General features: G+C 46.8%; 20 protein-coding genes and 1 CRISPR repeat array (1 of these 21 only partly in view). Of the genes, 15 read left to right on the plus strand and 5 right to left on the minus strand.

Features of this window, described 5'->3' with window-relative positions:
- Window positions 1-586: a CRISPR direct-repeat array (repeat unit 32 nt; unit sequence GTCTTCAGCTTCGCGCTGAAGTGGATTGAAAT); it begins 373 nt to the left of the window's first position.
- A 192-nt stretch (window positions 587-778) separates the two neighbouring features.
- The gene (locus C6P39_RS20050) at window positions 779-1,333 is read left to right on the plus strand and encodes a GNAT family N-acetyltransferase (RefSeq protein WP_095175130.1); all 555 of its coding nucleotides are present in this window, start codon (window positions 779-781) and stop codon (window positions 1,331-1,333) included.
- Window positions 1,334-1,521: 188 nt separating this feature from the next.
- Here C6P39_RS20050 and C6P39_RS20055 read toward each other — a convergent pair whose 3' ends face one another.
- Window positions 1,522-3,081, minus strand: a complete 1,560-nt coding sequence (locus tag C6P39_RS20055; protein ID WP_104804955.1) for a PucR family transcriptional regulator — start codon at window positions 3,079-3,081, stop codon at window positions 1,522-1,524.
- 218 nt (window positions 3,082-3,299) lie between these two features.
- On the opposite strand from C6P39_RS20055, the gene C6P39_RS20060 reads away from it, so the two are divergent.
- From C6P39_RS20060 to C6P39_RS20100, 9 genes are all read left to right on the plus strand, one after another.
- Complete coding sequence (locus C6P39_RS20060; protein WP_095175132.1) at window positions 3,300-4,289, plus strand: uroporphyrinogen decarboxylase family protein; 990 nt, start codon at window positions 3,300-3,302, stop codon at window positions 4,287-4,289.
- A gap of 303 nt (window positions 4,290-4,592) precedes the next feature.
- Window positions 4,593-5,186: a TetR/AcrR family transcriptional regulator gene (locus C6P39_RS20065; protein WP_095175135.1), complete on the plus strand. Its 594-nt coding sequence runs from the start codon at window positions 4,593-4,595 to the stop codon at window positions 5,184-5,186.
- Entirely contained in the window at window positions 5,183-5,884 is a 702-nt protein-coding gene (locus tag C6P39_RS20070) for an ABC transporter ATP-binding protein (protein WP_095175136.1), read from the plus strand. The genes C6P39_RS20065 and C6P39_RS20070 overlap by 4 nt, the downstream gene beginning before the upstream one ends.
- Window positions 5,884-8,136 carry an ABC transporter permease gene (locus C6P39_RS20075; protein ID WP_242987088.1) on the plus strand — a complete coding sequence of 751 codons (2,253 nt, stop codon included), beginning with the start codon at window positions 5,884-5,886 and terminating at the stop codon, window positions 8,134-8,136. The genes C6P39_RS20070 and C6P39_RS20075 overlap by 1 nt, the downstream gene beginning before the upstream one ends.
- Window positions 8,137-8,411: 275 nt before the next feature.
- A complete protein-coding gene (locus C6P39_RS20080; protein ID WP_104804957.1) occupies window positions 8,412-8,954 on the plus strand; it encodes a DUF6323 family protein in 543 nt (180 codons plus the stop codon).
- Window positions 8,955-8,990: 36 nt separating this feature from the next.
- Window positions 8,991-9,830, plus strand: a complete 840-nt coding sequence (locus C6P39_RS20085; protein WP_104805999.1) for a DUF6179 domain-containing protein — start codon at window positions 8,991-8,993, stop codon at window positions 9,828-9,830.
- Between the two features lie 63 nt (window positions 9,831-9,893).
- A complete protein-coding gene (locus tag C6P39_RS20090) occupies window positions 9,894-11,168 on the plus strand; it encodes a hypothetical protein (protein ID WP_104804958.1) in 1,275 nt (424 codons plus the stop codon).
- A 187-nt stretch (window positions 11,169-11,355) separates the two neighbouring features.
- Window positions 11,356-11,880, plus strand: a complete 525-nt coding sequence (locus tag C6P39_RS20095) for a GNAT family N-acetyltransferase (RefSeq protein WP_207657175.1) — start codon at window positions 11,356-11,358, stop codon at window positions 11,878-11,880.
- An 87-nt stretch (window positions 11,881-11,967) separates the two neighbouring features.
- Complete coding sequence (locus C6P39_RS20100; protein WP_104804960.1) at window positions 11,968-12,687, plus strand: DNA alkylation repair protein; 720 nt, start codon at window positions 11,968-11,970, stop codon at window positions 12,685-12,687.
- Window positions 12,688-12,723: 36 nt separating this feature from the next.
- Here C6P39_RS20100 and C6P39_RS28210 read toward each other — a convergent pair whose 3' ends face one another.
- The 4 genes from C6P39_RS28210 to citC are packed head-to-tail and all read right to left on the minus strand — an operon-like array spanning window position 12,724 to window position 16,069.
- Window positions 12,724-12,858: a hypothetical protein gene (locus C6P39_RS28210; RefSeq protein ID WP_278277982.1), complete on the minus strand. Its 135-nt coding sequence runs from the start codon at window positions 12,856-12,858 to the stop codon at window positions 12,724-12,726.
- A 58-nt stretch (window positions 12,859-12,916) separates the two neighbouring features.
- Window positions 12,917-13,492, minus strand: coding sequence for a GNAT family N-acetyltransferase (locus C6P39_RS20105; protein ID WP_104804961.1), 576 nt, complete (start codon window positions 13,490-13,492; stop codon window positions 12,917-12,919).
- 52 nt (window positions 13,493-13,544) lie between these two features.
- Window positions 13,545-15,026, minus strand: coding sequence for a citrate lyase holo-[acyl-carrier protein] synthase (gene citX / locus C6P39_RS20110; RefSeq protein ID WP_104804962.1), 1,482 nt, complete (start codon window positions 15,024-15,026; stop codon window positions 13,545-13,547).
- Window positions 15,023-16,069: a [citrate (pro-3S)-lyase] ligase gene (gene citC, locus C6P39_RS20115; RefSeq protein WP_104804963.1), complete on the minus strand. Its 1,047-nt coding sequence runs from the start codon at window positions 16,067-16,069 to the stop codon at window positions 15,023-15,025. Before citC ends, citX begins: the two co-directional genes overlap by 4 nt.
- Before the next feature lie 346 nt (window positions 16,070-16,415).
- Between citC and C6P39_RS20120 the strand changes: the two genes are divergently transcribed.
- The 5 genes from C6P39_RS20120 to C6P39_RS20140 all read left to right on the plus strand — a co-directional run bounded on the left by C6P39_RS20120 (window position 16,416) and on the right by C6P39_RS20140 (window position 23,238).
- Entirely contained in the window at window positions 16,416-16,880 is a 465-nt protein-coding gene (locus C6P39_RS20120) for a (2Fe-2S)-binding protein (protein WP_095175145.1), read from the plus strand.
- Window positions 16,877-17,737, plus strand: a complete 861-nt coding sequence (locus tag C6P39_RS20125) for an FAD binding domain-containing protein (protein ID WP_095175146.1) — start codon at window positions 16,877-16,879, stop codon at window positions 17,735-17,737. Before C6P39_RS20120 ends, C6P39_RS20125 begins: the two co-directional genes overlap by 4 nt.
- On the plus strand, window positions 17,734-20,004 hold the full coding sequence (locus tag C6P39_RS20130) for a xanthine dehydrogenase family protein molybdopterin-binding subunit (RefSeq protein ID WP_104804964.1): 2,271 nt from the start codon (window positions 17,734-17,736) through the stop codon (window positions 20,002-20,004). The genes C6P39_RS20125 and C6P39_RS20130 overlap by 4 nt, the downstream gene beginning before the upstream one ends.
- A 1-nt stretch (window position 20,005) precedes the next feature.
- Window positions 20,006-21,493: an HAL/PAL/TAL family ammonia-lyase gene (locus tag C6P39_RS20135; RefSeq protein WP_095175148.1), complete on the plus strand. Its 1,488-nt coding sequence runs from the start codon at window positions 20,006-20,008 to the stop codon at window positions 21,491-21,493.
- A 137-nt stretch (window positions 21,494-21,630) separates the two neighbouring features.
- Window positions 21,631-23,238: a BCCT family transporter gene (locus C6P39_RS20140; protein WP_104804965.1), complete on the plus strand. Its 1,608-nt coding sequence runs from the start codon at window positions 21,631-21,633 to the stop codon at window positions 23,236-23,238.
- The last annotated feature ends 17 nt before the right edge of the window (window positions 23,239-23,255 follow it).

Consider the following 23,255-nt stretch of genomic DNA (forward strand, 5'->3'; position numbering starts at 1 on the left):
ACTCTGTTCCCAATATTTCGATTTGCGTCTTCAGCTTCGCGCTGAAGTGGATTGAAATACATATGGACGGATAACAACTATTACTGGAAATTGTCTTCAGCTTCGCGCTGAAGTGGATTGAAATGCCAATATGACGGATGAGCAGTTGCAGCAGGCTAAGTCTTCAGCTTCGCGCTGAAGTGGATTGAAATACATTGTCGTACGCTGTATTTGTCTCATTCAGTGTCTTCAGCTTCGCGCTGAAGTGGATTGAAATATTCCAGCCCTCCAATTCTTTGATTTTGTCCTGCGTCTTCAGCTTCGCGCTGAAGTGGATTGAAATCTCACGCTCCTAACATATACATCGTCTCAGCCACGTCTTCAGCTTCGCGCTGAAGTGGATTGAAATTGTGGGTCTGCGTGCTGTGCCATCACATACGCGGTCTTCAGCTTCGCGCTGAAGTGGATAGAAATATCCAGTTCCCTGAGTTGTCCATCTAACGTCTTGGTCTTCAGCTTCGCGCTGAAGTGAATTGAAATACCGCAATGTTAGGAAGGAAGTGTGCATCAGGCAGGTCTTCAGCTTCGCGCAGTAGTTAATTGAAATGTTACTCCGGATGGTGTACCTTTGAACAATTGACGCAGGAAACTTTTCAGCTTTGCGACGAAAAGATTGAAATAACCAGCTTGTAAAAATGTGATGTAGATATGCATTATCTTATTGATAATAAAACGGTAGACCAACAGGTGTCTTTAAAAGGGAATGGAAACACAAAGTAGTAATACGGGAGAAGCAGATATGATATACCTGGAAACAGAGCGTCTCATTATAAGAGATTATACAAAAAACGATGCAGAAGAATACAGCAGACTTATGGCAGATGAACAGGTAATGTATTACCTTCAGGATATCCGCCACCACTCCCGTCAGGAATCGGAGGAGGGTTTTAAGGAAATTTTGCTTGATATGCAAAAAGAGGACAGGCACAGGTATTTTCTTCACATGCAGAAAAAAGATACAAAAGAACAGATAGGAAGTATCGGTTATACGGTCACGGATATAACCCCAGTGGGAAAAATGGTTCATCTGGGCTATTTTACATATCCGAAGTTCTGGGGATGTGGTTATGTGACGGAAGCACTGAAAAAGGTTATGGAGTTTGCCTTTTTAACAGACGGTGTATACCGCATCACCACCGGATGCCTCAAAGAGAACAGAGGTTCCGAGCGCGTTATGCAGAAATGTGGGTTGATCAAAGAGGCGGAGCATGTGGATTATGAGTGGCATGACGGCAAAATGAAAACCCGTATGGAATACCGTATGCTGAAAAGAGACTGGGAGAGTATGGCTTAGAACGTAACCGAAACTTCATTCCGACAATCTGCACGCCTCACTTTGCATTACATTTGCATCCAATTCGGGAAACACAGACCGCCGCCCGCGTCCTCCCTCATCGGCGCTAAAGTTCCACATCTTTTTGAGCAAAGCCATATAGCTATAAATTGGGACGCACGGCTTGCTGAACGTGATTTTCAGACACACTAAGATTCCACAGGACTCAACCCCAGCAAATCCACAAACGTGTAGGACATCATAATAAAAAGCCTTATATTGGCATTATCCAGATTGGTATGGATAATGCCATTTATTTTTTTCAGTCTCTGATACAGTGTGTTTCTGTGAATGTAAAGATTCTGTGCTGTCTGAACCGCATTTTCTCCGCATTCCAGGTATGTCTTTAAAGTTTCCAGAAGGTTCGTCTTATTCTTTAAATCATAAACATAAAGCTGCACCACCCCTGGATGACACAGATGTCTGCCGTCAATGCGGCTTGTGCCGTAATGCATAAAATAGTGCAGTACATAATCCTCAAAATCATAGCACCACTCATGAGGGCTATATTTTTCACCCATTTCCAAAGCCCCTAATGTCTGTTTATAATAACTGGAAAATGTACTGAAATCAAAGAAAATATAACTGATCCCAGCGTGAAACAGCCCTTCCCTCAGAAAAATGGAGAGCATGTGTACCGCATCTGTTTTTGACATGCGCACACGGTCCAGATTGATGACAGCAAGCAAATTGTCCTCGAAGTAAAAGGCAAAGCTCTCCGGAATCTGTTTTTCAATATTTACACAGATATTGTTGTATATGGAATTGATTTTGTCAAAGCGGTTTGTCTGGAAGGTTACCAGCAGATAGTTGTCACCGTTTTTCCAATCCATAGCCAGCAGATAGCGGTCTATCACAGCTTGTTCAATCTGTGTGTCATATAAAAGTTCTTTCAAGAAATCCTCAAATCGCAGAGAATGTCCGGAACTCAAATGATTTCTCCCCAGAGCAAGACGAAGGATACCGGAAAAGTATACAGCCAGCTGGCGGTGCACCTGGGTAAGTGGGCAATCTGTTTCCATAACTGCCATGGTCAAAGGAGAACCGCTGCCTTTTACCGGGGCAAATAGGGTATTGTAGGCGAAATATTCCTCCGATACAAAACAGACATCAGCGGAGGCGGAAGCCCTGCGGTATTCCGGTGAGGTTTTGATGGCGTTGACGGTATCTATGGAGAGCATTAGAGAATCGGACCATTTATCACAGACCAATTCCAGCTTTTCCAGGCGCGGGTCCGCTTCCCCAAGGATACAGTAATTTTTATCAAAAAGAATAAGCGGATTTCCGAAAAAAGCTTCACCGATTTTCAATATCTCCTGGAGCGGGGCATTTTTCATGACAGCAGAACTAAGCTGTGCATCGATTGCCTGATATTTCAGAAAAACAGAGTTTAATGCATTGAAAATATGACTGAATGTGCACTGTGCCTTTCCGCCATCCAGTATAAGGATTTCTGCATCGGCACTGTCTAGCAGACATTCATCTGCAGCTCCGATCACGACCAGTGTGATGTCTGAAGGGTAGCAAAAAGTATCTGTTATGCTGTCTGCGGCTGCGGCATAACAGATTTCAGGTGACAGGGATGTCTGGGGATGATACAGGCCGACACCCTGAAGGTTTCTTATGGCTGTATCTGCTTTTTTCCTGCCTGCCCTGCGGGGAGAAAAAGCAGATAATTCTTCTGCGATGATATCCAGATTTATCTTCATAGAAACGCCCTCCTTTGTCAAAATATTATAATTTCTAAATATATTTGTCAAGAAAAAGAATGGGCAGAGTGCCTATAGGGACAGAAAAAATAGGTACAGTCTGTACATTTTCTGAAAACAAGGATTGCTATACAATAGAACTATAAAAAGTACGAAAACGTAACCGTGAAGGTACGGAATATTACCGAAAAGCAAAGGATAAAGGAGGAAATAACAATATGAATCTGCGGGAAAATGCAATGGCGGTTTATAACAGGCAACAGCCTGATTTTTACGGTGATCTGATGGATGCGATTGTGCTGGTGCCGGACCCTGTCCTCATGGGAGATATGTGTCCTCAGGATGGGATGGAGCATAAGGATTCTTGGGGTACGGTTTACATCTTCAAACCAGGTGCCCCCGGCCCTCATCCAAGGGTAAACAGGGAAAATGCGGTGATCAAGGATATTGAAAAGTGGGAAGAACAGCTTACCGTACCGGATTTGGAACATCTGGACTGGACACTGGTGAAAGAAGAGACTGCAAAAGTGGATCGGAAAGAAAAATTTGTAGGTTTTATGTGCGCAGGCGGCCTTTTTGAGCGTTCGCACCATCTGATGGGTATGGAGGAGGCATTGGTGAATTATCTGGAATATCCGGATGAAATGAAAGCACTGCTCCGGGTAATTGCTGATTATAAGATCAAATATATCAAAATGGTGGCAGAGCAGATTCATCCTGATATAATTTTCTATCACGATGACTGGGGTTCCAAACAAAATGTCTTTCTTCCTCCAAGAGTGTGGCGGGAAATCATTAAGCCTCTGCAGAGAGAAATTGCGGATACCATTCACGCGTGCGGCATGATTTACATGCATCATGCAGACTGCATCTGTCAGCCTATTGTTACGGATATGGTAGAGATCGGTGTGGATATCTGGCAGGGTGCCATTGCGCAGAATGATATTGTGGAAATCCAGAGAGTGACAGAGGGTAAACTTGCTATGGTCGGCGGTATTGACGGTCCGAAAGTAGATATCGAGAATATCACGGAGGAGGAAATACGGGCGGAAGTCAGAAGAGCCATTGATACCTATTGTCCCGGCGGAAGATTTTATCCGTCTATACCAAACGGAATCTGTTTCAGAGAGTGGAACAACAGCATAGTTATGGATGAGCTGCATTCCTACGGAAGGAAATATGCCCAGGAACACCCGGTTGTAAAATAGCCGGGCTATGCGCAGCAGAATTTTGATTCGGCCAGAGCGTACTTTTAGCAACATATATGCGGCAATGCGCGGCATGATTTTAAAACTATTTTCATATACATTTTCAGGTCTCCCCGATTATAGCCGGCAACATATAGGCGTATGGGGAGACCTTTTTGCGGCTGTTGGTAAATGAAAAATATTTTAGATCAGTAATCACCACAGCTTAAAAATGAACAGTCGTTAAGTTTTGATTTTTATAAGCGTTAGGTTCTTGTAACCGCACTAAAAAACGGATATCATATTCGCAGGAGGTGACAGGGCGTGCAGACTAAAAAAGACGAAATCAGAAAGACCATATTGGAGGCTGCGCAGAAGGAATTTCTCATTCACGGGTATGAGGGTGCTTCCATGCGCACAATTGCAAAAAAAGCCAACACAACCCTGGGAAATATATATCATTATTATGAAAATAAAGAAGCCATTCTGGAAGAGCTTCTGCGGGAACCTGTTGAAAAGGTCAAGAAAATGATAGACGACCATGTGAAACTGCAGGATGATCTGTATACAATGGCAGAAATGCAGGAACTTCTGGGGGATTTGGATAATCTGATGGATTATCATGAGATGCAGTGTCTTCTGGATGAAAGGCTGGTGATATTATTTGACCTCAGAACAACACATTTTGTGAAGATCAGGGATGATGCCATACACAAATTTAAGCAGCACCTGGCATGGCATCTGGGGATGGATGACGATGATTCCGCTTATGTGGATATCATTATGAACACATTTATCGCCTGCGTGCGCCACGTATTATCAGAACACAAGGGTACAGAGGAGTCTAAAAAAGAATTTATCAAGGTTTTTAAAGTATTGTGTGCAGGCGTTATGAGTAACAGAAAAGAGGAAGAATGAAAATAGTAGAGCTGAAAAATGTGAGCAGATATTATAAGGCAGGACAACAACAAAATTACGCCTTGAAAAATGTCTCTTTTGGCATAGAAGAGGGGGAATTTGTGGTCATACTGGGCGCCAGCGGTGCGGGGAAATCTACCATGCTCAATCTGCTTGGGGGCATAGACCGGGCAGACGAAGGGGAGATACTGGTTGCAGGGGAAGATATCGCCAAACTGTCCGAAAAAGAACTTTCAAAATACAGGGCCAAAAGAGTGGGGTTTGTCTTTCAGTTTTATAATTTGATCCCAACCTTGACAGTAAAGGAAAATGTAGAGCTCATGCGGGAGCTGAAAAAAGATGCACTTGGAGCCAGTGAAGCACTTCAGAAAGTTGGACTTAGCGGACATGAAAGAAAGTTTCCGGAACAGCTCTCCGGCGGGGAGCAGCAGCGGGTATCCATCGCAAGAGCCATCGCAAAAAATCCGGATATCCTTCTCTGTGATGAACCCACTGGTGCACTGGATGCAGAGACGGGGTGTATGGTTTTGCTGGAACTTCAGAAACTGAGCAGGGACGAGGGGAAAACGGTACTTTTGGTTACCCACAACGCAAATATTGCCAGGGCTGCAGACAGAGTCATACATGTCAGAAGCGGAGAGATAAAAGAGATTCAGTGCAATGCGGACCCATGCAGTATGAAAGAGGTGGAATGGTGATGCTGGTAAGAAAAATGCTGCGGGATATTGGGAAAAACAAGGTGCAGTTTGCGGCTGTCTTTCTCATGATGTTTTTTGGATGTTTTCTCTATTCCGGCATTACAGGTGAATGGGGAGGCATGAAAAAACACTTTGATGACTATATACAGTCACAAAATCTGGCAGATGCCTGGGGGTTTGATACAGCATTTTCACAGGAGGAATTAAGCGCATTAAGGCAAGACTCCGGAGTGGATGAAGCAGAAGGCAGGATGGCAGTTCCTATGGGTCTAAAAGGCGGGGATGATATTGTACTGGACTGTTATTTTGCAGAAACAAATAACATATCCAAACTGTATATAAGGGAAGGGATCCCCTTTGACAGCAGCAGAAAGGGTGTTTGGCTGGACGCCTCTTTTGCGGAAGAAAATCATATCTGGGTGGGGGACGAACTGCATCTTACTTATCAGAAGATGGAGATTACCGGGTATGTGCTGGGACTGGCAGACAGCCCGGAATATATTTACGGCGTCCGAGATGGTGATATGATGCCTGACCACAGCATTTACGGATTTGTGTGGGCAAGTCCTAAAATACTGCCGGACGAAAACCTGTTTTCCGTTAATCAGATAGCCGTTAAAACACGGGAGAAAGAGAGCAGAAAACAAATTCGGGAAATCCTTGCAAAGCCGGATCTGACAGTAATACAGGCAAAAGATCATCCAACGGTTTCTATGGTACAGGATGAGATCAAACAGCATAAAACCATTGGTTCTGCCTTCTCTTCCGCATTTTTATTGATTGCCGTGATGATCGTTATGACCACAATGCACAGGATGCTGAAAAACCAGAGAACTCAGATCGGAATCTTAAAAGCACTTGGATTCGGCAGAACAAAACTGCTTTTTCATTACCTGTCCCACAGTGGGATTATATGCTTTTGCGGTGCATTTACAGGCTGTGTCCTTGGATACAGATTGATGCCGGAAATTATCTATCCGTTTATGAAGACCGTGTATGTGCTTCCCCATTGGAGCGGTTATCTACCTTCTGTTTATTTGCTGCTTCCTGTGTTTTGCACACTTTTTTGTGTGGCAGTCAGCTTTGTCATATGCAGAAAATATCTGAAGGAGAATGCATCGGAGTGCCTTTACGGAGAAGAAAATGTGAAAAGGACTGCCCATTTACCGAAGATCTGCAGGCATCTTCCTTTTTCCAGCCGCTGGAACCTGAGGGATGTGGAGCGGAACCGTCTGCGCAGCTTTATGACATTATGCGGTATTTTAGGATGTACAGCACTTTTGTTCTGCGCGTTTTCGCTGTATGATACGTTTCGGAATCTGTCGGACTGGACTTTTACAAAACAGCAGGATTATAAATGTAAGATTACAGATCTGCCGGATGAGGAGGGACAGAAAGAGCTGCTTTTACGCACAGACGGGGAATATCTGATGGAGGGCATGGCAGTCATTCAGAATGGGAAAAAAGAGAAAGAAGTCGGACTTACCGTGCCGGAAAGTACAAGATACATAAAACTGGCCGACAGCCTGGATACCTTTACCCGGATTGATGAGGGAATAGCCTTATCAAAGAAAACAGCCGACAGCCTGGGTGTAAAAAAGGGGGATTCCATTACGTGGAAACCGTCGGGAGATGGGGAATGGATGGAGTCAAAAATTGAGGCAATTATCCGTACACCACTCAGCCAGGGGATTGTAATCATGAGAAAAGCCTTTGAAAAAAGCGGGGGAACTTATGCACCTGCGGCTATCATCGGAGTGGAGCCGCAAAAGGGATTCGGAGGATATGAGAAAGAATGCAGTATTTCTCATCAGGGTGAATTGACAAAGGGGATAGATTCCATGATGGAAGGTATGATCATGATGATCGCGCTGCTGGTTTTAGGGGCTGTGATTCTGGGCGGTGTCATGCTCTATAATTTGGGCGTACTTTCTTATTTGGAACGATACCGTGAATTTGCCACCATGAAGGTTCTCGGGTTTGGAGATAGGAAAATCCAGAATGTTATGATTGAGCAAAATGTATGGCTTTCTGCTGCGGGCATACTTCTGGGACTTCCGGCAGGATACGGACTTTTGGTGTATATGCTGTCCACGATTCCGGATTCCATGGATGTGCCAATATATATAAGAGGAATATCCTGGCTCTTCAGTGCCGCCGGAACTCTGGTACTGTCCTGGCTCATCAGTCTTGCTGTGTCCAGGAAAATCCCCCATATTAATATGGTGGAAGCACTGAAAGCGAAAGAATAGAGTGGCAGAACAAAAAGGAAGCAGATCAATTTTCTGCTTCCTTTTTCATCATTATATTACCACAAAAACCGGGTTTTTTCAAGGCTTGTATTGATATCTCGGCAGGGTTATAATGAGCGTTACCATTTACAGGCCGGCCTGTAAAGCGTAATGCTGTCTGCCCCGTAAGAAGCTGTCATCAGCCAGGGGCAGCTGCAGATAACAGTACAGTGCTGCATAAGCCCGGCAATCCTGCACAGGGAAAGTCGGCCTCAGGAAAAACAGGAGGAATTGCCATGGAAAAACAGATTTTTGAGATGCTCACTAAGAAGCGGCAGAAGGATGAACTGACAATGCTGGACGCCTACAATCAGAGGACGGAGAAATTTGGGCTTGCCCTTTCCGAACAGGAGGCAAAAGAGCTGATCGTAAGCAGGAATAACAGCCTGAAAAAGTATGGAAGGGTGGAATTTGGCAGAGGAATATTGGATAAGATCATCTACAGCTTCTGTGATTCTCAGTATATTAGCCAGGACACGTATCTTGCCACATTAACAAGACTGCAGGATATTTTTTACCGCTTTAAAAATGAATCTCAGGACAAGCTGACAGATGATGAACTGATGACATTTATGAGACAGCAGTATGAATCTGTATGTTTTGGAGATTTGGATTATCTGGAAAATACCTGCCTGGAACGTTTTTCAAGGGCTGTTCGAGAAAGAAATCTGGGATTTATAAAAACCGGTGGTGCGGATGCTTATGAAGAACTCAGCGAGGAGGAGCGCTGGGACCCGGAGCTTTACCGGTCTGTTTTGAAGGAACTTTTTTGGGAGTAGGAGTAAAGGACAGATATGACAGGAAGGGGAATATATATGGAATACCCGTTGGAAGAATTACTGCCTTTGACGGCATGGCTTGCAGATAAATACACCTCCAAAGAGAGCAGTTCTGTGACGTATGAAACCGCTCAAATGCTCATGGAGGCTGTGCTGTATTGCGTACGGGAATATGAAAATATCACTGCCGGCGCATTGCGGTCAGAACATGCGGTGAAGGCGGAGGATGCATATAAGATCGGTTATGACAGGGTGGTGGAGAAAGTCCATAAGGCAAAAGAAATCTATAATGATCTGACTGGAGATTTCTGCGATTACGGCTGCAGTAATTACAGGGGGACCCTGCTGGAAGGAATGCCCGCGTTCTTTATTGCCTATGATGCCAGATTCCGACCACAGGACCATTTGCTGACACTGGACTATCCAACTGTGAATTTTCGTGGGGAAATGTGCGGAATTGATATCATTTATCAATATTTATGTGATATAGTAGTGGAGAAAGGACTTTTGGAATGTTTTCCGGAACAGGCAGTGACACGCCTTTTGAAGCAGGTGCAGAGCAGAACAGGCACCTCATATATGGGAAACCTAAGTGAGATGGTGCTTGTCACCGCATTTGGATGTATGATTGCTGACAGGCGGCTTATGGAGCTTTCACTTTCTGATCAGGATATAGAGGCGGCAGAACAGTATTTTTCAGGTGATAACCTGCAAAAAACGGAGGGAAAACTGAAAACACTATTACGGATCCTGGCTGAAAGATCAGGCAGACAGGAGTGGGTTCCGTATTTTGACAGCTTATGCCATGAATATGCCGTCAGAATCCAAAACGGTATAAAGTATGGGACGCTGGAAACGGTATTTTTGGGGGCGTGAGCGATTGCAAATGTGGTCGTACTCTGTGAAATTACCGTGCGTGGATGGAAACAAGGAGAAAACATGGAACGTAAGACAAAATATGCGCTTCCCTGGATCATTTATTTGGGGAGTTTAATGGGATTCGGCCTTGCTAAATTTATTCTGCGGGGAATTGGGGTTGAATTCAGAATGTGGGTGCAGGCTCTTCTATGGGCTTTGGCCTTTCTCTTCCCCGCCCTCCTGATCGGATATTATCTGACCAGGATAAAGTATAAAGTGGTGGCTGTGGTATTGACGGTTATCTATGCTGTTTTGGCAGTGATCGTATTTTTAGCGGGATTTGTTTACTTTCTGCTCAAATCTCCTGAGGAGCATGATATTGGTTCCGGTATGCTCTGTGTGGAAGAACCGTCAGGCGGAGATTCGTCAGATTATACATACTGGGACAAGATATCTTTTTTTGGAAGGAAACAATTTGAGTGGGACGAGGAGAGGGATATCAAGCTGCTGGAGGAGAAATATAACATGCAGTTTGAGAAAAGATCCGGGGCATATATGACGGAAAAATATCCTATGGCAGCAGTTCATATCCTCAGATATCCTACTGTTTCGGGCAGCGAAGTCGCAGATGATTTTATAGAAAACATTGAAACGTATTATTTTAAAGAGACATATGAGGCAGAGGGATTTCGCACAGAGTGGAGTGAAAACCATCTCATTATGAAGAGTGAAGCGGAACTTAAACAGGTTTCAAAAGAGGCGGCAAAAATGATTTTCGATGCCATAGAAGATCCCATTTTTGAAAAATTCCCCGGTACTCTGCAGGTACAAATCGAGATAAAAGGGAGCAAAAGTGTATGCAGTCTCAACTTTAGCGGCAAGAAACAGTCTGCGAATGAGGAAAGGGGAGGAGATTACTATACAGATGCTGAGAATGTAGAAGAGACCCTGGAGGAGACTTACAATGCGTTACTGTACTCCCTAGAGGAGAATGATAGGATGGACCAGATAACGCAGGATACGGAAGAAGAAAACAAAAACTATGCCAATCGTGTGGAGGAGGCTTACGACTATTTGTATGAGAATGAGCTTTCAAAACAATTCACAACATCGGAAAAAACATATAATGCGAAGGGAAACTTTTACGCCATTTTGGGCGGGGATACGGCTGCTTATGCAAATAAAAATGATATTCCGTATGAGGTGACTGTGGTATACGACAGAGTGTCAGATGACGGGGAATCTTTACTATTTGTCATGTATAAAAAGTATAATGAAAAATCAGACACTGCGGCCGGTTACTCTGTGAATGCGGAAGAGGGGAAGATTGAAGAGTATGATGTCCCATGGTTCTGAAAACGAAATCATATTGAGGAAGGCCGATCCATACTATGGATAACCTTGGTTTTGGCGGCATTGTACTGGAACAGCAAGTGCAAGATTCAAAGGAGCTGGCAGACTATTTAAAAGATCACACACCACATTTGATTATAAAAGGGAGAGAAAGCTTGTGAATGAGACGAGAAATGGCCTGCACATAAGAATGGCAGAGCCGGAGGATGCTGAGATTTTATTGGAAATCTATACACCATATGTAAAAAATACCTGTATCACGTTTGAATATCAGGTGCCTTCCGCGAAAGAATTTGCAGGAAGAATGACAGAAACTTTGAAAAAATATCCATACCTTGCAGCAGAACAGGATGGTGAGATAATTGGCTATGCATATGCATCCCCTTTTAAGGGAAGGCCCGCTTATGACTGGGCGGTGGAGACCACCGTTTATCTGAAGGAAAATGCCAGAGGAAAAGGCGTAGGCCGTCGGCTCTACACAGCGCTGGAAGATATTCTCAGGAAACAGAACATAACCAATGCCAATGCCTGCATTACATATCCAAATCCGGAAAGTATCGGATTCCATGAAAAAATGGGATACCGGACGGTAGGACATTTTACAAAATGCGGATATAAAAACGGACAGTGGCTTGATGTGGTGTGGATGGAAAAGTTTCTGCAGGAACATCCGGTGAGGCCGGCGGCAGTGATTCCGGTGGGCAGCCTGCAGTGATTCCGGTGGCAGCCTGCCATCATTGAGATGTGATCATAAGGGTGCTAAACAGTTACAAGATGATATCTATATAAAGGGGGAAATACTTTGACAAGTAATGAAATCCTGTCAGAATTAAAAGCACTAAGTTCAGAAAAATACAAAGCTAATGTAGTAAAACTCGGAATTCCCGAAACATGCAGTATCGGTGTGTCTACGGCAGATGTCAGGAAGCTTGCAAAAAAAGCGGGCAGGGACAATTCCCTGGCCTATGAATTGTGGAACACGGGATACCATGAGGCAAGACTCCTTGCGGTACTGGTCATGGATAAAAAGAAGCTTACACTGCAGGAGGCAGAGACACTTATGTACGATGTCATCTCCTGGGATTTGTGCGACCATCTGTGTAAGAATCTGCTCATCAAGATGAAAGGGTATGAAGAACTCATAGAAAAGTGGTGTGACTCGGAAGCGACCTACACCAAACGGGCTGCTTTCACTCTCACGGCCTCTGCAGCGATCCATGAAAAGAGTCTGGAAAACCATACTCTGGATCATTACCTTGCGCTTATCCGGATGAACTCCGATGATGAGAGAGAACACGTAAAAAAATCAGTATCGTGGGCGTTAAGAGAGATCGGAAAAAGAGATTTCGACTATCAGGAAAAGTCTGTACTGCTGGCTTATGAATTATTGGAAAATGGAAGTAAATCCCAGAAGTGGATAGGGAAAGATGCTCTGAAGGAGCTGGAAAATTTGGTGAAGACAGAAGGGCGCAGCCGTCTGATCTCAGCAGATTCCCAGATGGGAAAAGAAATAAAGTCATGACCAGAAGGGGCACAGGCCCCTTCTGACACAACAAAGCTAATCGTCTGTCTTAGACTGATAAGCGACAAGCACAATATCCTTATCGGTTTCTTTATTTAACTTATTCTGAAGTTCATTGATCTCAGAAACACAGTCCTCTGAGATTGAAGCTACCTGATAATCATTCTCCATAGTTATCACCTCCATGCATATAGTTTGCGGAGAAAGTGATAAATTATAACAAACCCGATTAAAAATGATCTTTTAATATTTTCTGGAGCACATACCTGGGCAGACCACCGTAGAGAACAGCGGTCTTTACGATCTCATAGCCGTTACTTTGCATATTATGCAGGCTATAGCGGTTGTCAGGATGTACAGTCGCAAGAAGCCGGTTCCTCGGAACAGGGGAATCAGCAAGCACTTCTTCCGCCTTACGGAGCATACGGGACTGAAGGCCGTTTCCCTGCCAGGATGGATGCACAACCGCCATATCCATATGGACAGTTCTCTGCAATTCTTCCTCTGAATAATTCAGTAAATGTCCCAGATTTTCCTCCGAAAGCCCCGGAAATTTTATAAGAAAAAAACCTGCAAGAGAACTACCTGCAAGAGAACTACCTGTAAGAGAATTACCTGCAAGAGAACTACCTGAAACAGGCTCTGCCACGATCGTAAAGCCATATGTCTCAATATGCTTTTTCATATACTCTTCACGATCAGAACAAAACCATTCCGGGTGCTCCATCGCTTTTTGAGCATCCTTCATCACTGCCATGATACCGGGAATATCTTCATACCCGGCTTTTCTAATAACAAATTCCATATCGGTATCCTTTCTATGCTTACCTCATCACAACTTTTTTTAAACAGCCCCTCTAATCCCATCTGCAAGGCAGAATCCCAATAAAATACAAAAAATAAGTGAGCGCCAGCATATCCGCACTTCCTCCGGGGCTGATACGTTCCTGTACAAAATATGCATCCAGTTTTGGGATTACGGCGAGCTGTTCCTCATAAGAAGCACATTCCAGAAATCGTTTCAGTTCTGCTTGTATCTTGCCCGCCGTATCATAGCCGGAACGGGTGATCAGATTGGAATCCTCTGTATCTGCCATGTAGTGCAGAAGCACGATACACCCCGCTTCATTCATGGAATGACCATGGGCCAGCACCTGCTTAAAAAGAGGATATCCCATGTGAAAAAGTGTAGGAAAACCAAGGTGAGCCTCCCCGCGGATTCCGGTAATGCCATATCGCATATACAGGCGCTCCCCGTGACTCACATCTTTGGACGGCCCGGATGTACGGAGCATCTCATAATCATCCAGAAGATGGACCAGCATATGCTTGACAGTGGTTTCCAAGTCTTGGAATGCCTCCGCAGGATCTGTATATTTCGTACATCCGTTCAGACGGCAGGTCCCCCAAAAGCCCCGGGAGGCCATATCATATCCCAGGGCACAGCAGAGAATCCCGCCTGAGAAGATCATGCCTTTATGAGTATTGACCCCTCCTGTTGCCTGTCTCATAGCGGTTTCCGCAGCCATGCCAAGCGGGCGGACGGAGGCAAACAGTTCCGGCAGTTCATCCTGACTTCCCCCATCCAGCGCAAACTCCATACCCCGGCGGGCTGTCTCAATAAAATAGGAAGTAAGTGCATAGGCACTGTCCCGGAAGGTATACCGGTCCATATCTGTGTGAGCCCCATTATGTACAAGGTCCACCAGGCCCGGTTTCAAAGTTGTGTTTACTTCATAAAAAAGTGCCTTCTGCATCAGCAGTCCCACATGGACGGAAAAACGCTCCGCAAAAAAATCCCTGATAAGAACAGTTTCCCGTTCCACCAGTTCCTGTGCCGTATGCGTGCGGGAGCGTCCGCACAGAAAAGCCGGCTTATCACAGAGAAGACAGGTTCGCCCCGCATGACCCAGGGCTTCCCTGGACACCTTAATGCCGTCAGACTGAAGCACATCAATGTCAAACAGACGTCCCACAGGATGTGTCTCCTCCAGTTCCGTGAGATATCCTTTACAGATATGCGCAATTCCCGGTTCCTTTTTTATGGAAAAGAAAGCCTCATACCCTGTGTTCTCCCGGACTTCCCGGAAGCCTGTGATATCTGCTTCCAGCCACATAAGGCATTCCCGGATGGCCGCAAGGCCTGCTTCGTAAGCCAGGATCGTATAGGGAAAGACTTTGACTGGGCCTACAATATTCAGGGTGAAGCTGATAAGCGCAGTTCCGTCCCCCTCTAAATCGCTCAACATTTCATTTTGTATGGCTGCCCGCTGTTCCCTGGCATCCAGCACTTGCTGCAGGGTGATGGCAGTGCCTGTGCATAAATCTGTATGGTTCATGACTGTCTCTCCAATAGTTGTTTTCTAAGTGCAGTTCCCGCATCTGATACCAGATAGCGATAAGTCGTATCAGGCACCAGGGGGCGCACAGCTTCCATATCCCCTGCCAGAAACTTTTCCCGCACAAGGGTTGCGCTGATGACCGTATCCCCGGATGTCTTCCGGGGTATCTCCACCACTTCGATGCCATAGGCGGGAAGGGTTTGCTTCATCTGTTCATTATATGCCCTGGTCACCGGGGAAAACGGCTCCTCACCGACAAAACGCTTTGTAATATGAAAGGCCTTCCGAAAATAGTCGCCGAAAATTTTCAGATCCAATTCTGCAGCCTTGTCCGATGCCCCGGCCTTATCCTTCAGGAAGTAATCGGGAAAGGTGGCATGGGATATGAGATATTCGGAACTGCCGTGGACGATCACATTTTTAAGGTCCTGACAGCCCTCCCTAACGAGACGGAGCCTGACATCAGCAGGAAATTCTGAGGCGTCGGCGGAGAGCACAAAGACATGCAGCAATGCACATGCCTTTGCAGCCGTTTCCGTCAGATACCGATGTCCAAAGGTAAAGGGATTGGCGTTCATGACAATGGCCCCTGCCTCTTTGCCCTGCACCACAGGGCAGCGGGCCAGTTCCTCCTCCAGATAAAGAGAAATGCCGTCCTTCCGGTTCTCCAGCAGGAGCATGGAATCCGTCCCGGTTATGGGATAAAAGCCCATATCACCAAATATGACCTGATATTCCGGTTTCGTAAATAAAAACAGGTGGGAGATGCCGCAGCTATAAGCCTGCTTGACAAGCTGTGTGACAATTCTAGGCAGTAGCCCTTCCCCCTGATAAGATGCGTCTACTGCAATACATTTTAAGATATTTTCATGTCTGGAACCACAGCCTATGATCTCTCCGTCCTCTCTGCACAGAAGGACAGAATAGACAATCTCTGCGTCATAGGTCAGGCCGTTTTTTTCCAGAAACTCCTCCATTTTCTTTCGTTTCCGTCCCCGGAAAGGAAATCCTTCCTCCAGGTAACTGTTTGTCAGTTCCATAAGTAAATCCTCCTGTCTGTTACCCATTATTTAAGAAAAAACGTTTTCCGTCAAGAGATTCTTGGAAATTAGACAAAAAACCAGAAGAATTTCAACGGTTTTTCAACGGAAATGATATACAATAGTCTCATCAGACAAAGGACAGACAAAAAAACGCACAAAGAAGGTAACAGTTCAGACAGGTCTGCGCATTTACTGTGCTGACCGTATAAAAAAGTAGTGCCAGCTTTATCCAGTCCATGGCGAAGCGATTTTTAATGGCTGGATGCGTAACGGTACAGCTTGTCTGAACTGTTACCAAAGAAATGTTATAGATAAAAGAAAAAAGCAGGAGAGGGTGAATAGAATGCTGCTCAGATGTATGATTAACGGAGAACAGGTGGAGAAGGAGACAGAGCCGACAAAACGTCTGCTCGATTTTCTGCGTGAGGACTGCGGACTGACAGGTGTCAAAGAGGGCTGCAGTGAAGGTGAGTGCGGTGCCTGTACGGTACTGCTGGATAAAAAAGCTGTGACAAGTTGTACGGTTTTTGCGGGACAGGTCATGGACCGGGAGATCACCACCATTGAGGGACTGGAGAAAAACGGCGAGCTGGATGCGCTGCAGAAGGCGTTTATCCGGATGGGGGCTATTCAGTGTGGATTCTGCACACCGGGTATGATATTGTCCTGTAAGGCTCTGCTCTATGAAAATCCCCACCCCACAGTGGAGGAGATAAAGAGAGCGATCGAAGGAAACTTGTGCCGCTGTACAGGATATGAGAAAATCGTGAAGGCAGTCAATGCCGTGGGAGAGGGGGAGATCGAGTGAGTTTCCGCATACCATATAATTTGGATGAGCTGGCTTGTGCCCTGAGAGAAAAAGACGAAAACACTTATCTCTGTGCAGGGGGGACAGATCTTGTCATCCATTTGAGAAAAGAGAAAAATTTTCATTATTCTTTGATAGACCTGACGCATCTGCCGGAATTGTCACAGATTACAGAGACAGAGGATATGGTTGTCATCGGCGCAGGCGTCACCATGACGGAGCTGGAGCAAAGTCCTGTTATCAGAACATGGATACCGGCTCTTGCAAAAGCCGCTTCCATGGTAGGTTCCACTCAGATCCGGAACCGGGCAACCCTGGGGGGGAATATAGCCAACGCGTCCCAGAGTTCAGACACTACGCCGGTGCTCCTGGCTTACGGCGCAGAAGCGGAGATCCTGGATGAGAGCGGGACAGTGACAAGACGTCTGATCGATGATTTTGTGGAAGGCCTGGAGAAGACCAGCCTTGGAGAGAGAGAAGTTATCCTGAAGTTTGTGGTTAGGAAACAAAAGGCTCTGTCAGGTTTTGCGAAAGTAGGTGCCAGAAAAGCAGTTACCATATCAAAGATCAATGGCTGTATCTGCACAGAGATCAAAGAAGGGTGTATGATACATCCTGTAGTATACCTGGGGGCAGTCGGCGCAAAAGCAAGCCGTGCCCGTCTGATAGAGGAGTGCCTGGAAGGCTGTATGCTTTCCGGCTGTGATGAGGAAAAAGTGCGGGACGCCGTGTATGCGCAGATTGAGGAAAACATCCCCGGCAGGCCCTCAAAGCACTATAAAAAATCAGCCGCTTTCGGGGTCATTGACCAGATTCTGGATGACCTTCGCAGGGCAGAAGAGGAGGCGGGCAGATGACGGAAGAAAAGAAACGTGATCTAAAATATGTAGGAAAGAACTACATCCGGGAGGATGTGTACGACAAGGCCAGAGGAAAGACGCAGTATACCTGTGACAGGCAGATCGCCGGCATGCTTTACGCCAGGCTGGTTCTGAGTGAGAAGGCAAATGCTGATATTACGGTCCATACGGAAAAGGCAAAGCAGGTGCCCGGTATCCGGGCGGTTTTTACCCACGCCAATGTTCCAAAAATAACCTATAACCCTCATAACTGGTCAGCCTGTCTGGATGCCCCTATGGACCAGTATATTTTAAGCGAGAAGGCCCGGTATGTGGGTGATCATCTGGCGCTTGTAGTCGGGGAATCCAAGGAGGCCGTGGATGAGGCGGTCAGCCTTGTGGAGATTGATTATGACGAAGCAGCTCCCATCATAGGTCTTGCTGCTGCCAGAGAAACAGACGGCATGCTGGCTTTTGAAAAAGAAGTGAGCTGCGGGGATTACGGGGCACTTACCGGGGACGGGAAAGAGCCGGAGGAACTGGTCATTGTCCGCACGGAGGGCAGTACCCAGAAAATCCATCACAGCGCCATTGAACCCCATATTGCACTGAGTGAAATCGACGAGAACGGGAATCTGGTGCTCTGGACACCCTGCCAGACCGTATATCAGGTCAGATACCACATCAGCCATCTGCTGGGGATCCCTTATTCCAAGGTGCGGGTCATCAAGGCTGTGATGGGCGGTTCTTTCGGAGGAAAAGGCCAGACTGTGGTGGAGCCGGCCTGCGCATTTGCCACATGGATCCTGAGACGTCCGGTCATGCTGTATATGGACAGACAGGACGCAGTCATGGGAACCAGAAGCAGAAATGCGTCCGAAACCTGTGTAAAAACTGCAGTTACCAGAGACGGTATCATCAGGGGCCGCAGGATTGATACAGATATTGACGGCGGCGCTTATTATACCAATGCCGCTTCAGTGGCAATGGCATACTGTAAGAAATTGTTCCGTATGTACCGGATCGAGAATCAGACTTGTCATGTGCGGACTTACTATACCAATACTATTTCCGGCGGTGCCTGCCGGGGATACGGTTCTCCCCAGGCCCACGCTGTCACAGAGGTGAATCTGGACCAGACAGCCAATGCTATTGGAATGGACCCCTGTGAGTTCCGCCTGAAAAATTTTGCACATCCCATGGATGAGGACCCTACAGGGGGAACGAATCTGGGAAATGTGAGGCTAGAGGAATGTATCAGAAAAGGCATGGAGGCATTTTCCTGGAAGGAAAAGAGAGAACATATTCACGAGAAGGATACAAAACGCTATGCTTACGGAGTAGGCATGGCCTGCGGTGCCCATGGAAACGGCTATAAAGGAGCATATCCGGAATTTACAAATGTGATCATGTCCCTTCATCCGGATGGGGCTGTGGAAGTACAGATAGGAATTCACGACCAGGGCTGCGGAACGGTCATGACCATGCAGCAGATCGCAGCAGAGGCACTGCACACGGATGTGTACCGCATCAAAGTGCATGAGGCAGATACGTTTGTCACTCCCTATGACGCAGCCGGAACACAGGCGAGCCGGGTGACTTATGTATGCGGGCGTGCGGTGCAGAAGGCTGGGGAACAGCTTCTGGACAAACTGAAAAATGCATGTGTACAGATGTATCACTGGAAGAAGGAGAACATAAAGGCCGATGACGGTATCCTCTACTGTGAGGAGGAGGAAAAGCCCTATAAGCAGATTGCTCTTGATTATGAGAGGCAGTGCTGCCGCTACATGCACACAGAGCTGGAATATGTGCCGCCGTCCAATCCGGGTTCCTACTGCTGTGCCTTTGCTGAGGTGAAAGTGGATAAATACACGGGACAGACAGAAGTGCTGGACCTGCTCTGTGTTCACGATGTGGGCCAGGTCATGAACCGGACACTCTCTGAAGGCCAGGTAGAAGGCGGTGCCCAGATGAGCCTTGGGCAGGCATTATTTGAAGAGATTTCCTATGATGCGAAGGGAAGGGTGAAGACCAAAAACTTCTCCAAGTATCACATCATCAATGCACCGGATATGCCAAGGGTGCGTTCCATCTTTGTGGAGGACGGGGAACCGGATGGCCCATACGGAGGGAAAAGCCTGGGTGAGATCGCAGCGGTGGCGCCTGGGCCGGCAGTGGCAAATGCCATCAACTATGCGCTGGGAAGCTGTTTTGCAAGCTATCCCATCACACCGGAGAAGGTAGTGGCATATCTGGAAGAGAAACGTAAGGAGGGCAATTAACATGCAGGAGAAGGTAATTCGGCTGACGGGAAGTGAGCTGACAATTTCCCAGATAAAAGAAATCGCGTTAGAAAATGCAAAAGTGGAAGTGGACCCAGAGGCTATGACCAAAGTACAGAAAGCCAGAGAGCTGATCTTTGAGCTGGACAGACGCGGTATTGCAGTCTATGGTCTGAACACAGGCGTGGGCTGGAACAAAGACAAAGTGGTATATGCTGACCGGTATGACGCATACAATAAAAATCTGCTGAGAAGCCATATGATCGGTGTGGGACCGGAGTGCAGTATCCCGGAGATCAGAACCATAATGGCTGTGCGGTTAAACGGTTTTCTCTGCGGACATACAGGGGTGGCTCCTGAGATCGTGGAATATTATGTGGAATTTTTAAACAGGGGTGTGCATCCGGTCATAAAGAGCCGGGGCAGCGTGGGGGAAGCGGATATAGCAACCCTCCCGGCCATTGGCCTTACCGCTATCGGGGAAGGCGAGGCCTATTATCAGAATCAGCGCATGGAAAGTGCAAAAGCGCTGGAACTTTCCGGTCTGAAACCTCTGAAGCTGGGACCAAAGGACGGCCTGGGCATTGTCTCCTCCAATGCCCAGGGAGCCGCTTTCGCAGCCATGGGAGTCATTGAGGCGGAACAGTTTATTGAGCGTTACAGAAAGGTATTCTGTCTGGCGCTTGAAGGGCTGAACGGCGTGCTTGACCCTATGGACGAAAGCGTAAACCGGGAACGCGGTTATCAGGGCCAGATGGAGTCAGCCAGAAAGTGCAGGGAGCTTTTAAAAGGCAGCTATCTTGAGAAACCCTGGGAGGGCAGAGCCCTTCAGGATCCGCTGAGTTTCCGGTGCCAGAGCGCCATAACGGGTTCTGTGATGGATGCCCTGGCTTATCTGAAGCAGCAGCTTAAAGTGGAGCTAAATGCCACGGATGACAATCCCTGTCTGCTTCCGGAGGAGGACAGGATGTGCGGAAGCCCCAATTTTGAGCCGCTTACCTGGGTTCTGGCAGTGGAGATGGCAAGCACGGGACTGGCTCATATGTCAAAAATGATCTCCCAGCAGATCTTAAGGATCGGCGACCCGGGATTTACGAAGCTGAACCGTTTCTTGACACCTGCCGAGGGGGCTGTCATAGCTTACGGAACCATACAGAAGACGGTGTCTTATCTGGATACAGAGAACCGTATGTATGCAAATCCATGCTCCCTTGACTTCCTTAGTATGGCAGGCCATATTGAGGATACAGCCAGCAACTCAACCATGGCTGCAGCAAATATGCGGAAGATCATTGATAACCTGTATTATATGGCAGCCATTGAGCTGATGCATGCAGCACAGGCCGTGGATCTAAGAGAAATACCACAGCTTGGAGAGGGGACAAGGCCTCTGTTTGAATCTTACCGTAAAGAGGTTCCGTATCTGGACAATGACAGGAACATGTCTGTGGATATCCAGAAGACATATGATTTCCTGAAGAGTCTGTAATGTACGGAAAAAAGCGGCTATTTGGCCGAGACGCTATTATGCAGTAAAGCGGCGGGAAACCGTCCGCATTACATAGGCGGCTGCCCTGCCATATACCGGGCGGCTGCGGGAAAAATTATATTACCAGGAGGTATTCTATGAGTGGAGAAAAGAAGCAACAAAAAGCTGTCCGGTGGAGTGTATTTATACCGGCATTCGCCATCATCGGCGGCGGCGCACTTCTGGGAATCCTGAAAAATGACTGGCTGACCAAGGTCTGCTCTGCTATTTTCGGATGGTCCCTGAAAAGTTTTGGATGGCTGTATCAGTTGGTAGCTATTTTCTGTCTGGTTGTGGTTATGATCCTTACATTTTCCAAACTGGGCAAGGTCAGGTTCGGAGGGCGTAATGCGAAAGCAAAGCACTCCTTCGGTTCATGGTTCGCCATGACGCTGACAGGCGGTATCGCTACAGGATGTATCGTGTACGGTGCCAATGAGGTTATGATTTATTACGGCAGTATTTACGGGGAGCTGGGAGGCTACGGCATAGAGCCGCTGACCCAGGAAGCTGCCATGTTCGGTATGGGACGTGTGTTCTATAACTGGACCTTTATCCCTTATGCAATGTACTCCATCGTTGGATGTGCAATGGCTTACATTTATTTCAACAAGAAGGAAGAACTGTCTGTGGCGGCTTCCCTGACTCCTCTGTTTGGACAGAGAGTCAAATACGGTGCAATAAGAAGCGTCATCGACGTGGTTTCCATTGTAGCCCTGGCTCTGGGACTTTCCAGTAACCTGGGTATGGGACTTGCGCTGATCGGTTCAGGTCTTGAGGCTGCCTATGGCATCAAGCAGGGACCCGTTGTGTGGTTTACCCTGTTTGTCATCATAACAGCTACCTTTACCATTGCGTCTGTGGCAGGTCTTGATAAAGGTATTAAGTGGCTGGCAAACGGAACTTCCAAGATCTTCTATGTGCTGCTTGCATTTCTGCTCATTGCAGGACCGACTGTGTACATACTGAATATGATGAATGTCGGTATCGGATATTGGGGCGACCACTTCCTTTCCTGGGGACTTGATCCCGGTATCGTAGGCGGAGAAGCACTGGTTACCTGGTGGACCATGTTTGACTGGGCATGCTGGATCGCATATGCACCGCTGATGGCTATCTTCTTTGCTATGATCTCTTACGGAAGGACCATCCGCCAGTTTATGATCGTTAACTGGATCATGCCGTCTACCTTTGGTCTGATCTGGTTCTCTGTATGGAGCGGAACAGCACTTAACTGGCAGGATATCGGAAAGGCGGATCTGATCGGGGCCATACAGAACGGCATTGCGGTGTCCGGTCTGTGGGAACTGCTGAAAAAGATGCCCATCAGTTTTATCATCATTCCTCTAATTATGATCACCATGATAGCGGCGTTCTCAACCACGGCGGATACCATGTCCACCACCATCTCCCAGATCTGTACGGAGGGTTCCAGCTACGATGAGGAACCTGCAAACTGGCAGAAGATCGTGTGGGGCGTTTCCATTGGTATTATTTCCGTCATTATGGTAATCTTCGGCGGCGGACAGCAGGGCGTGGAAGGTGTGAAATATTTGTCCGGTGTGGGCGGATTCTGTGTACTGCCCATATTCCTGCTGCAGCTTGCAGCTACCTTTAAAGTCTTCTTCATTGATAAGATCATTGAGGATGTGGATGACGTGGTAGATGTGGAGCCTAAGGTAATTGAAGAACCGGTAAAAGCCTGAGTTTTTACTGCTGCTTT

This window comes from Blautia marasmi, assembly GCF_900258535.1.
GTDB lineage: Bacteria > Bacillota > Clostridia > Lachnospirales > Lachnospiraceae > Blautia > Blautia hominis.